The following is a 12,004-nucleotide window of genomic DNA, read 5'->3' as shown; positions in this document are numbered from 1 at the left end:
CCGCCAAGCTCATCAGCCTTTTTCAGCCGGCGCCGAACTGAGCTCGAACGGGCTGCTGTTACGCCGCTGGTTACGATCCTCCCGCGGCGTTGCGCCAAAGAAGTTGCGGTAAGCACTGGAAAAATGCGGCCCGGAAGAGAACCCGCAGGACAAGCCGATCTGGATGATCGACTTGCTGGTCTGCATCAGCATCTGGCGTGCCTTGTTCAAGCGCAGCTCCAGATAGTACTGGCTCGGCACTCGATTGAGGTACTGCTTGAAGATGCGCTCCAGCTGCCGGCGCGAAACGCACACATGCTGGGCGATTTCGTCGGTGGTCAGTGGCTCTTCGATGTTGGCCTCCATCAGCAGCACCGCCTGGGTGAGCTTCGGGTGGCTGGAGCCCAGGCGATTCTGCAGCGGAATGCGCTGGCGTTCGCCACCCTCACGAATACGCTCGACCACCAGTTCCTCGGACACGGCACCGGCAAGCTCGGCACCGTGATCGCGCGCCAGCACCGCCAGCAGCAGGTCAGTCACGGTCATACCGCCACACGCCGTCAGGCGATCACGGTCCCAGTCGAACAGGTGGCTGGTGGCGATGACCTTGGGGAAACGCTCGGCAAAATCGTCCTGCCAACGCCAGTGCACCGCGGCGCGGTAGCCATCGAGCAGGCCGAGCATGGCCAGCGGGTATACGCCGGCGGACAACCCGCCAATCATGCAGCCACTGCGGGCCAGCTGCTTGAGCGCTGTCGACAGCGTCGCACCCACCGCCTGTGGCGGTTCGTCGGCCAGCAAGAACAGCTTGTGACAGCCTTCCAGGCGACCATTCCATGGCTCGCCCGGCAGGCGCCAGGCACCCTCCTCGGCAGGCTCGGCCTGCAGGAAGGCCAGCTCGTAGACCACGTCTGGATGCACCCGCTGGGCCACCAGCAATACTTCCTCTGCCAGCGCCAACGTTAAAGGCTTGGTGCTTGGCCAGATGAGAAAACCGATTCGCTGGGTGGTCATAGGGTACGGTCCGAAACCTGAGGTCGTTCGAGTCTGTGGCGCCGGGTCAGGCTGCGCTCGCTGCGCAGCATGCCCTATTCTGGTGCAAAGGTGCAGCCTTTACTTCAGGCTGCCGGAGAGAAACTGCTTGAGCCGCTCGGATTGTGGGTTTGCCAGCACATCACGTGGGCAGCCGGTTTCCTCGACCAGGCCTTTGTGCAGGAACACCAGCTGGTTGGACACCTCGCGGGCAAAACCCATCTCGTGCGTCACCACTACCATCGTCCGGCCTTCCTGGGCCAAGGCCTGCATGACCTTCAGCACATCCCCCACCAGCTCCGGGTCGAGCGCCGAGGTAGGCTCGTCGAACAGCATAACCTCAGGCTCCACGGCCAGCGCCCGCGCAATTGCCACACGCTGTTGCTCACCGCCGGACATGTGGCCGGGGAAGGCGTCCTTGCGATGGGCCACGCCCACTTTGGCCAGGTAATGCTCGGCTTTTTCCAGGGCCTCCTTCTTGCTCACGCCCAGCACGTGCACCGGTGCTTCGATGACGTTCTCCAGCGCGGTCATGTGCGACCACAGGTTGAAGTGCTGGAACACCATCGACAGGCGCGAGCGCATGCGCTGCAGCTGACGGGAATCGGCAGCCTTGAGCGCGCCGTCCTTGCCGGCGACCAGCTTCAGCTCTTCGTTGTTGAGCAGGATCTTGCCGGCGTGCGGCTGCTCAAGCAGGTTGATGCAGCGCAGGAAGGTCGACTTGCCCGAACCGCTGGAGCCGATGATGCTGATCACATCGCCTGCCTTGGCCGCCAGGGAAACACCCTTGAGCACTTCATGGCTGCCATAGCGCTTGTGCAGGTCTTGGACTTCGAGTTTGTACATGCTGTCGGTTCTCACAGAGCGTTCAGTGCTTGCGCGGCGCCAGGTAGCCGAGCCAACGGCGTTCGGCCATCTTGAACAGGCGCACCAGGATGAAGGTCAGGCACAGGTAGAACACGCCCGCCGTGATGTAGGCCTCGAAAGGCAGGTAGTACTGGGCATTGACCGTGCGTGCGGCACCGGTGATGTCGATCAGGGTCACGATCGACGCCAGGCTGGTGGTCTGCAGCATCATGATCACTTCGTTGCTGTACTGCGGCAATGCCCGGCGCAGGGCCGACGGCAGCAGGATGCGGCGATACATCTTCATGCGCGACATGCCCATGGCCTTGGCCGCCTCGATCTCGCCATGGGGCGTGGCTTTGAGGCTGCCGGCGATGATTTCGGCGGTATAGGCGCTGGTGTTGACACCGAAGGCCAGGCAAGCACAGAACGTGGCACTGGACAGCAATGGCCAGAACACACTTTCACGCACCGCCTCGAACTGCGCCAGGCCGTAGTAGATCAGAAACAGCTGCACCAGCATCGGGGTGCCGCGGATTACGTAGGTGTAGAGCCAGGCCGTGAGGTTGACCACCGGCTGCTTCGACACGCGCATCAACCCCAGCGGCACAGCCGCCAGCAGGCCGAAGAACAGCGATATCGCCAGCAACTTCAGGGTGGTCAGCAGGCCACCCAGGTACAGCGGCATGGCCTCCCAGATGACGTTGTAATCGAAAATCATAGCTCAGCCACCTTGACGCCCACCGAGTAGCGCTTCTCGAGATACTTCAGTGCCAGCAGCGAGACACTGGTGAGCACCAGGTACAACGCCGCCACCGCCAGGAAGAAGGTAAAGGGTTCGCGGGTGGCGTCTGCCGCCTGCTTGGCCTTGAACATCATGTCCTGCAAACCGACCACCGAAATCAGCGCGGTAGCCTTGGTCAATACCAGCCAGTTGTTGGTGAAACCCGGAATCGCCAGGCGGATCATCTGCGGCACCTGGATGCGGAAGAACACTTGCCGCCCGCTCATGCCGTAGGCCGCGCCCGCTTCGGCCTGGCCCTTGGGGATACCAAGGAAGGCCCCGCGGAAGGTTTCCGACAGGTAGGCACCAAAAATGAAGCCCAGCGTACCGATACCGGCAATCAACGGGTTCAGGTCGATGTAATCGTCATAGCCAACCAGCGGCCCCAGACGGTTGATGATGTCCTGCCCGCCGTAGAAGATCAGCAGAATCAGCACCAGGTCCGGAATACCACGGATCACCGTGGCGTACATATCGCCCAACCAGGCCAGCCAGCGCACCGGCGACAAGCGCAGCGCCACGCCAATCAGGCCGAGCACGATGGCCAGGGCCATCGACGACAGGGCGAGCTGCAGCGTCAGCCACGCCCCGTCGAGGATGACTGCCCCGTAGCCTTTCAACATGATGAGGTCCTCGACCTAAAGAATGAAAAATGGTGCAAACCTCAGAGCCTCTGCTGTTTGCACCATTGCACAGGTGAAACCCGACGTCTTAGTTCGAGTCTGGACCGTAGATGTCAAAGTTGAAGTACTTGGCTTCAATTTGCTTGTACTTGCCGTTGGCGCGGATGGCGTCGATGGCGGCGTTGATGCGGTCGACGTTGGCCTTGTCACCCTTGCGCACGGCGATACCGATACCGTCACCGAAGTACTTGGCGTCGGTGAATGCCGGGCCAACGAAGGCGAAGCCCTTGCCGGCGTCGGTTTTCAGGAAGCCGTCTTCCAGCAGGGTGGCATCGGCCACGGTGCCGTCGAGGCGGCCAGCGGCGACGTCGAGGTAGATTTCGTTCTGGGTGCCGTAAGGGACCACGGTGGCACCTTTGGCGCCCAGCACTTCCTTGGCAAAGCGGTCGTGGATCGAGCCGCGCTGCACGCCGATCTTCTTGCCTTTGAGTTCATCCAGGCTGTCGCTGACGGCAGTGCCGTCCTTCATCACCAGGCGCGCCGGGGTCAGGTAATAGCGCTTGGTGAAATCGACCGATTTCTTGCGGTCGTCGGTAATCGACATGGACGACAGGATGGCGTCGATCTTGCGCACTTTCAGTGCCGGGATCAGGCCATCGAATTCCTGCTCGACCCAGGTGCACTTGGCTTTCATCTCTTCACACAGGGCATTGCCGATGTCGTAGTCGAAACCGGCGATGCTGCCGTCAGGCTGCTTGAAGGCGAAGGGTGGGTAGGCGGCCTCGATACCGATTTTCAACGGTTTTTCATCGGCCTGCGACACCAGGGAAAACACGGAAAGCGCCAGGGCGCCAAGCAGTGCGAGCTTCTTCATCAGGTAACTCCATCGGTACGGGGCAATACAAGGCAGGGGTAACAACTGCCCGATATGCGAATGGGTACAACGCGAGCCGCGCAGGGTTCGACCAAGGTCGCAGACCACGAGCGAGTGAGTGGCATTTTAACGACAGCCCGGTAGTCGATATTTCTTCAAAGCGACAACTACTTACAGAAGCGCTTGAAACCGCAGCGGGCGAGGTTGACAGCCTTTGCAAGATATGCAAGAGCGCAAGAAATAGAACCCATAGGACTAGCAATTACTGGGCCTATTATTGGCAAAGCCTTGAGTTACGGCAAGTGCAGCGTGCCGGGTTGCACACATTGAAGCGAAAAATGCACCCAAAACAGGCCTGGCTGTTTCCCGGCGCCCCGTTTCCGTGCAAAGGCGGTGACACAAGGGGGTTACCGATGAATGTCGGGTAACAGTAAAGCAAAAACCCCGCCGGTTGCGCGGCGGGGTTTACTCAGCCCTGGGTTGGCGCGGGCAAACTTACGCCGTCGCCAGGTTCATCGCCTTGTGGGTATCGATCAGGTGCTGCACCACGCCAGGGTCGGCCAGGGTCGAGATGTCACCCAGTGCGTCATACTCCGCGGTAGCGATCTTGCGCAGGATCCGCCGCATGATCTTGCCCGAGCGGGTTTTCGGCAACCCGGGCGCCCACTGGATCACATCCGGCGAGGCAATCGGGCCAATCTCCTTGCGCACCCAGTTCTTCAGCTCCATGCGCAGCTGCTCGCTCGACTCGACGCCGGCATTGAGGGTGACATACACATAGATGCCCTGGCCCTTGATGTCGTGCGGTACGCCCACCACGGCAGCCTCGGCCACCTTGGCATGGGCGACCATGGCGCTTTCGATCTCGGCGGTACCCATACGGTGGCCGGAAACGTTGAGCACGTCATCCACACGCCCGGTGATCCAGTAGTAGCCATCCTCGTCGCGACGCGCACCGTCACCGGTGAAATACATGCCGCGGAAGGTCTTGAAGTAGGTATCGACGAAGCGGTCGTGGTCGCCATACAGCGAGCGCGACTGGCCCGGCCAGGAGTCGAGGATCACCAGGTTGCCCTCGGCCGCACCCTCGATCAGGTTGCCAAGGTTGTCCACCAGCGCCGGCACCACACCGAAGAACGGACGGGTCGCAGAACCCGGCTTGAGGCCGGTGGCGCCCGGCAGCGGGCTGATCAGGATGCCGCCGGTCTCGGTCTGCCACCAGGTGTCGACGATCGGGCAACGCTCCTTGCCGACGGTCTTGTAGTACCAGTTCCAGGCTTCAGGGTTGATCGGCTCGCCCACCGAGCCCAGCAAGCGCAGGCTGGAACCGTCAGCACCTTCGACCGCAGCTTGGCCCTCGGCCATCATCGCGCGGATGGCGGTCGGGGCGGTGTAGAGGATGTTGACCTTGTGCTTGTCGACGATCTTCGACACGCGAGTGATGTCCGGGTAGTTCGGCACACCTTCGAACAGCAACGTGGTCGCGCCGTTGGCCAGCGGGCCGTAGACGATGTAGCTGTGGCCGGTGACCCAGCCGACGTCGGCGGTGCACCAGTAGACCTCACCCGGGCGGTAGTCGAACACACGCTCATGGGTCAGCGCGGCATACACCAGGTAGCCGCCCGTGGTGTGCAGCACACCCTTGGGCTTGCCGGTGGAGCCAGAGGTGTAAAGGATGAACAGCGCCTCTTCGGCGCCCATTTCCTTCGGCGCGCAGTGGCTCGAGGCAACCTTCATCAGGTCTTCGTACCAGATGTCGCGGTGTTGGTGCCAGGCGATGTCGCCACCGGTGCGCTTGCACACGATGATCTTCTGCACACTGCTGGTTTCAGGGTTGGTCAGAGCCAGGTCGACGTTGGCCTTGAGCGGGGTACGACGGCCACCGCGCACGCCTTCGTCGGCCGTGATCACCACCTTGGACTTGCAGTCGATGATGCGCCCAGCCAGAGCTTCCGGCGAGAAGCCGCCGAACACCACCGAATGGATGGCACCAATGCGCGCGCAGGCCAGCATGGCCACCACGGCTTCGGGGATCATCGGCATGTAGATGGTCACCACATCACCGCGGTGCACGTCCTGGCCACGCAGGGCGTTGGCGAACTTGCAGACCTGCTCGTGCAGTTCGCGGTAGGTGATGTTGCGGTGCTCGGAAGGGTCGTCGCCCTCCCAGATGATTGCCAGCTGGTCGCCGCGCTCTTCGAGGTGGCGGTCCAGGCAGTTGGAAGAAACGTTCAGAGTGCCGTCGGCAAACCACTTGATATCGACATGATGGTCGTCGAAGGAGGTCTGTTTGACCTTGGTGAATGGCTTGATCCAGTCAAGACGCTGGGCCTGCTCGCGCCAGAAGCCGTCCGGGTTGATCACCGATTGCTGGTACATGGCCTTGTAGGTGGCCTCGTCGGTCAGGGTAGTGGCCGCAACCTCGGGACGAACGGGATACAGTGGAGCCGCACTCATCTGTGTTACCTCGGTGTAATAGTTGTTTTTGTATGGAATCGTTTGTAACTGTACCAGAGCGGCAAAAGCCATACGACGATGGTAGTAACGCGACGGGATGCGACTGCGCCAATCAGCGCGAAAGGCTCTAGGCCGCAGCGGGCGGCCTGATGCGCGGGCAAAGGAGAGGGTTTTGCCGGGGGATTGTTACCGATTCTGTCAAAAGGCGAAAAAACTTTATCAAAACGCCATCTGTTTCCCTTTATTACCGAGGCATAAGATTCACCTCGCCAGCAACGGCAAGGCGATTAACAACTGGTAACAGTAACAGCCCCCACGAAGGCATTACGTTAATCCCTCTCTAATCCGATAGTTGAAAACTTGGCTGTATTCGCGGCGCCACAAGCGCCGCGTGCCCCCTCACGACCTTAGACAGGTAAATAGAAAATGAAAGCTTTACTGGTATTGGTACTTGGCGGTCTTTGCAGCGCGGCGATGGCCGGCGAAGCAAACGATGTCGAGCAGATTCCGGTTGAACAGTACAGTTACTCACAGCACCTGGACATCGCTCGCGTCATCTCCATGAGCGAAGTGCCGAATGTCTGCGAAGTAGTGCCTGCCCGCATGACCTACGAGGACTCCAACGGCCAGAAGCACATTCTCGAATACCGCGTGATGGGCAACGGCTGCTCCAACGGCTGATGCCTGTGGGTTGGGGGCCCAAAGGGCCCCTTCGCTCGTAACGTGTTCAATACATCATTGGTTCATTCACTCGACTTGCCCAGCGAATAATCACGCAACTTGTTGGCAATAGTTGTATGCGATACACCCAATCGCTTACCCAATGCGCGACTACTTGTGTATTCGCCCAGCAAACTCTCCAACACCGCCTTCTCGAACCGCCCGACAATCTGCGAAAGATCACCGTCCAGGGAAAACTCGCCCAACGGTTGGCGCACACCATAATCCGGTAAACGGATATGTTCGCTCTTCACCACCCCGCCTTCGCACAGTGATACCGCCTGGAACAATACGTTTTCCAGTTGCCGTACATTGCCCGGCCAGTGGTACTGGGCAAGTTTGTCCATCGCCGCCGGCGCCAGGCGCGGCAGGGCGCAACCGATCTGCCGGCTAGCCTGGTCGAGAAAATGCTGCACCAGCCCTTCTAGGCCATCCATGCACTCGCGAAGCGGCGGGATGTGCAGCGACAGCACATTGAGCCGGTGATAGAGGTCCTGGCGGAACTCGCCACGGGCGCACAACTCGGACAAATCCACCTGGGTCGCACAGATCACCCGTACATCCAGGTACACCTCTTCATCACTGCCGACACGGCGGAAGCAACCATCCTGCAGAAAGCGCAGCAGTTTCACCTGCAAGCGCGGGCTCATCTCCCCTACCCCATCGAGGAACAGCGTGCCGCCAGCCGTCAGCTCCAGAAGCCCCAGCTTGCCTTCGGCGCGCGCTCCCTCGAATGCACCCGGCCCATACCCGAACAGTTCGGTTTCAGCCATGGATTCCGGCAGGCCGGCACAGTTCAGCGCCATCAACGGTGCCTGGCCACGCGGGCTGGCCAGGTGGCAGGCGCGCGCCAGCAACTCCTTGCCGGTGCCGGTTTCGCCCTCGATGAGCAACGGTGCGTCCAGTGGCGCCATGCGCCGCGCTTCACGCACCACCGCCGCCATCACCCGCGAGCTCTGAAAGATGCTGTCGAAGCCGCGCAACTCCTGCTTGCGCACATTGTAAATGCGCTCGCCAATGCGGTCGGCGCGGTGCAGGGTCAACACCGCACCCGCCAGCGCTTCGCTGTCATCGTGCTCTGATTGCAACGGCGCGATGTCAGCCAGGAACACATCGCCCTTGACCTTGACCCGCAGGCCGTTGATGCGTGACTGGTTGGCCCGCACCAGCTCCGGCAGGTCGAAGTCCTCGACATAGCGCGCCAAGGGCATGCCCGGCACTTCGTCAACCCGTACCCCGAGCAACTGCGCGGCGGTACGGTTGGCGGCAACGATGCTGCCGCCCATGTCCACCGACAACACCGGAAAATCCAGCGCCCCCAGCAGCGCGTTGAGTTCCATGTGCCGCCGCTCGCTGGGCATCAGCCCGACGCGCTTGACGCCAAACACTCCGGCGATTGCCTCGAACTTCGGCCGTAACGCCTGGAACTGCAAGTTGATCAGATTAGGGCAATGCAAGTAGATGGCATTGCCGTGGTCGCCCCCCACCTCGCCACGCAGCACGTTGATGCCGTATTCCACCAGCAGGTTGAGAATGTCGCGAAGGATGCCGATGCGGTTCTGGCAATGCACTTTGATACGCATGGAAGCTCTCGAAGCGGCGAAGTTTTTCAACCGCGCACGGAAAAGTCGTAAAGAAAAGCTGACGAATTCTGCCATTACGCCAGCTCGATGAGCCGAATTTTCCGCGATGCGCGGTATTTTGTAAAATTATCGTTACGAATTGCCGTGTACAGCCTGGGCAAGGGGGCACGGATCACCCGTGCAATTGGGCGCATGAAGGGATATTCCTAGGGTATGTCGTGGACATAACAAGAAAGCCTTCACCAGGAGAGCCACATGAAACAGACGCAGTACGTGGCACGCGAGCCCGATGCGCATGGTTTTATCGACTACCCGCAGCAAGAGCATGCGGTGTGGAACACGTTGATCACCCGTCAGCTCAAGGTCATCGAAGGCCGGGCGTGCCAGGAGTACCTGGACGGCATCGATCAGCTCCAACTGCCCCACGATCGTATCCCGCAACTGGGCGAGATCAACAAGGTGCTGGGCGCCACCACCGGTTGGCAGGTTGCCCGCGTACCGGCCCTAATCCCGTTCCAGACCTTCTTCGAGCTGCTGGCCAGCAAGCGCTTCCCGGTGGCCACGTTCATCCGCACCGCAGAAGAGCTTGATTACCTGCAGGAACCGGACATCTTCCACGAGATTTTTGGCCACTGCCCACTGCTGACCAACCCCTGGTTCGCCGAATTCACCCACACCTATGGCAAGCTGGGCCTGGCCGCGACCAAGGAACAGCGCGTATATCTGGCGCGGCTGTACTGGATGACCATCGAGTTTGGCCTGATGGAGACCCCGCAAGGTCGCAAGATCTATGGCGGCGGCATCCTCTCCTCGCCGAAGGAAACCGTCTACAGCCTGTCGGGCGAGCCGGAGCACCAGGCCTTCGACCCGGTCGAAGCCATGCGCACCCCGTACCGTATCGACATTCTGCAGCCGGTGTATTTCGTGCTGCCGAACCTCAAGCGCCTGTTCGACCTGGCCCATGAAGACATCATGGGGATGGTCCAGCAGGCCATGCAGCTGGGGCTGCATGCGCCGAAGTTTCCACCCAAGGTCGCCGCCTGAGCGGCCTTGCGACAACAACTCGAATCGGAAAATACCTCATGAATGCCTTGAACCAAGCCCACTGCGAAGCCTGCCGCGCCGATGCGCCGAAAGTCACCGACGACGAGCTGGCCGAGCTGATTCGCGAGATCCCGGACTGGAACATCGAAGTACGTGACGGCCACATGGAGCTGGAGCGCGTGTTCAAGTTCAAGAACTTCAAGCATGCCCTGGAGTTCACCAACGCCGTGGGCGCAATCGCTGAAGCCGAAGGCCATCACCCAGGCTTGCTGACCGAGTGGGGCAAAGTCACCGTGACCTGGTGGAGCCACTCGATCAAAGGCCTGCACCGCAACGACTTCATCATGTGCGCGCGTACCGACAAGGTCGCCGAGACGGCCGAAGGCCGCAAGTAAAGCCTTTGAACAGGGCCGCTGTGCGCTATCGAACGGCGCACAGCGGCCCTGTTTTTTCTGCAGGAAATGTTCGGTATCCGCCCGCAAAACCGACAAGCGACCGGGAAAAAATACAAACTGTCATCCAGACTTGTGTATCCTGCCCCAGCTTTACGAAGCTCCAAACGCGCCTGGCGCAGACTTTTCACTCACACTTGCGAGGACGACGAGATGCACGAAATCCCGAATCTTCCCTTCCCAAGCCTGAACCCAGAAGAGCAAACCGTTGCCGCCCACTCCGAACCGACGCCTGCCGTCGAGGATGGCGACGATCAATCCAGCGCTGACCAGGAATAACCGCGCATCTCCCCGACTGTGTGAAAACGGCTGACCTGCGGGCCTCCGTCGTCATCGCGTTTTCACACCGTCCAGAACTTCTGCCACGTAGGCCCCCATGCCCGACTCACCGCGCCCCCTTGCGGTCACTCTGCAAGTCGTCTCCATTGTCCTGTTCACCTTCATCGGCTACCTGAACATCGGCATTCCCCTGGCCGTACTGCCCGGCTATGTCCACAACGACCTGGGTTTCAGCACCGTAATCGCCGGCCTGGTGATCAGCGTGCAGTACCTGGCCACCCTGCTCAGCCGCCCCACCGCCAGCCGCATCATCGACAACCTCGGCAGCAAGAAGGCGGTCATGTACGGCCTCGCCGGTTGCGGCCTGAGCGGCGTGTTCATGCTCGCGTGTGCCTTCCTCACCCATTTGCCGTGGTTGAGCCTGGCCTGCCTGCTGGTCGGCCGCCTGGTACTGGGCAGCGCCGAAAGCCTGGTGGGTTCCGGCTCGATTGGCTGGGGCATTGGCCGGGTCGGCGCCGAGAACACGGCAAAAGTGATCTCCTGGAATGGCATCGCCAGCTATGGCGCGCTAGCCATCGGCGCCCCGCTGGGCGTGCTGATGGCCAAGCAACTGGGGCTATGGAGCATGGGGGTGAGCATCATTCTGCTGTGCATGCTCGGGCTCCTGCTGGCCTGGCCGAAACGCGCAGCGCCAATTGTCAGCGGTGTGCGCCTGCCTTTCATGCGGGTGCTGGGCAAGGTATTCCCGCACGGGTCCGGCCTGGCACTGGGCTCGATCGGCTTCGGCACCATCGCCACCTTCATCACCCTCTACTACGCCAGCCGTGGCTGGCCGAACGCGGCCCTGACCCTCAGCCTGTTCGGCGCCAGCTTCATCAGTGCGCGCTTGCTGTTCGGCAACCTGATCAACCGGATTGGCGGGTTTCGCGTGGCGATCGCTTGCCTGCTGGTGGAGACATTTGGCCTGCTGATGTTGTGGCTGGCGCCCAGTGCTGAACTGGCATTGGCTGGGGCGGCGCTCAGTGGTTTCGGCTTTTCGCTGGTGTTCCCGGCGCTGGGGGTGGAGGCCGTGAATCAGGTTTCCGCAGCCAACCGCGGGGCGGCGGTGGGTGCGTATTCGCTGTTCATCGATTTGTCACTGGGGATTACCGGGCCGCTGGTGGGCGCGGTGGCGTCGGGGTTCGGGTTTGCTTCGATGTTCCTGTTCGCCGCGGCAGCTTCATGCTGCGGGCTAGTGTTGAGCTTGTACCTGTACAGGCAGGCGCGGCATGGTCGCAAGCCGGTGCACGAAGCCTGAGCGCTGCAGTGTCTGGCGGCCCTATCGCCGGCAA

General features: G+C 61.1%; 12 protein-coding genes. 5 read left to right on the top strand and 7 right to left on the bottom strand.

Annotation, left to right across the window (positions count from 1 at the left end):
- Positions 1-12: 12 nt before the first annotated feature.
- The 6 genes from argR to acs form a co-directional block, all read right to left on the bottom strand.
- Complete coding sequence (gene argR, locus ACFY68_RS21820; RefSeq protein ID WP_387531620.1) at positions 13-993, bottom strand: transcriptional regulator ArgR; 981 nt, start codon at positions 991-993, stop codon at positions 13-15.
- 99 nt (positions 994-1,092) lie between these two features.
- On the bottom strand, positions 1,093-1,857 hold the full coding sequence (aotP, locus tag ACFY68_RS21815) for an arginine/ornithine transport ATP-binding protein AotP (RefSeq protein ID WP_387531617.1): 765 nt from the start codon (positions 1,855-1,857) through the stop codon (positions 1,093-1,095).
- A 22-nt stretch (positions 1,858-1,879) separates the two neighbouring features.
- Positions 1,880-2,578, bottom strand: a complete 699-nt coding sequence (locus ACFY68_RS21810; RefSeq protein ID WP_346615019.1) for an ABC transporter permease — start codon at positions 2,576-2,578, stop codon at positions 1,880-1,882.
- Complete coding sequence (locus ACFY68_RS21805; RefSeq protein ID WP_387531614.1) at positions 2,575-3,264, bottom strand: ABC transporter permease; 690 nt, start codon at positions 3,262-3,264, stop codon at positions 2,575-2,577. The genes ACFY68_RS21810 and ACFY68_RS21805 overlap by 4 nt, the downstream gene beginning before the upstream one ends.
- Positions 3,265-3,352: 88 nt before the next feature.
- Complete coding sequence (locus ACFY68_RS21800; RefSeq protein ID WP_346615017.1) at positions 3,353-4,138, bottom strand: ABC transporter substrate-binding protein; 786 nt, start codon at positions 4,136-4,138, stop codon at positions 3,353-3,355.
- Positions 4,139-4,633: 495 nt separating this feature from the next.
- Positions 4,634-6,595: an acetate--CoA ligase gene (gene acs, locus ACFY68_RS21795; RefSeq protein WP_387531611.1), complete on the bottom strand. Its 1,962-nt coding sequence runs from the start codon at positions 6,593-6,595 to the stop codon at positions 4,634-4,636.
- Positions 6,596-7,021: 426 nt separating this feature from the next.
- On the opposite strand from acs, the gene ACFY68_RS21790 reads away from it, so the two are divergent.
- Positions 7,022-7,276, top strand: coding sequence for a DUF2790 domain-containing protein (locus ACFY68_RS21790; RefSeq protein ID WP_346615015.1), 255 nt, complete (start codon positions 7,022-7,024; stop codon positions 7,274-7,276).
- A 62-nt stretch (positions 7,277-7,338) separates the two neighbouring features.
- Here the strand turns inward: ACFY68_RS21790 and ACFY68_RS21785 are convergent, their stop codons facing one another.
- Positions 7,339-8,898 (bottom strand): sigma-54-dependent transcriptional regulator, encoded by a 1,560-nt coding sequence (locus tag ACFY68_RS21785; RefSeq protein WP_387531607.1) that lies wholly within the window; start codon positions 8,896-8,898, stop codon positions 7,339-7,341.
- Positions 8,899-9,153: 255 nt separating this feature from the next.
- On the opposite strand from ACFY68_RS21785, the gene phhA reads away from it, so the two are divergent.
- The 4 genes from phhA to ACFY68_RS21765 all read left to right on the top strand — a co-directional run bounded on the left by phhA (position 9,154) and on the right by ACFY68_RS21765 (position 11,970).
- Positions 9,154-9,942, top strand: coding sequence for a phenylalanine 4-monooxygenase (gene phhA, locus ACFY68_RS21780; protein ID WP_346615013.1), 789 nt, complete (start codon positions 9,154-9,156; stop codon positions 9,940-9,942).
- 38 nt (positions 9,943-9,980) lie between these two features.
- On the top strand, positions 9,981-10,337 hold the full coding sequence (locus tag ACFY68_RS21775; RefSeq protein ID WP_387531604.1) for a 4a-hydroxytetrahydrobiopterin dehydratase: 357 nt from the start codon (positions 9,981-9,983) through the stop codon (positions 10,335-10,337).
- 210 nt (positions 10,338-10,547) lie between these two features.
- Complete coding sequence (locus tag ACFY68_RS21770; protein ID WP_256215917.1) at positions 10,548-10,673, top strand: hypothetical protein; 126 nt, start codon at positions 10,548-10,550, stop codon at positions 10,671-10,673.
- A 97-nt stretch (positions 10,674-10,770) separates the two neighbouring features.
- Positions 10,771-11,970, top strand: a complete 1,200-nt coding sequence (locus tag ACFY68_RS21765; protein WP_387531601.1) for an MFS transporter — start codon at positions 10,771-10,773, stop codon at positions 11,968-11,970.
- The last annotated feature ends 34 nt before the right edge of the window (positions 11,971-12,004 follow it).

The sequence above is a fragment of the Pseudomonas sp. NPDC012596 genome (genome assembly GCF_042902325.1).
Taxonomy (GTDB): Bacteria; Pseudomonadota; Gammaproteobacteria; order Pseudomonadales; family Pseudomonadaceae; genus Aquipseudomonas.
This window is presented reverse-complemented; position numbering and strand designations above follow the sequence as displayed.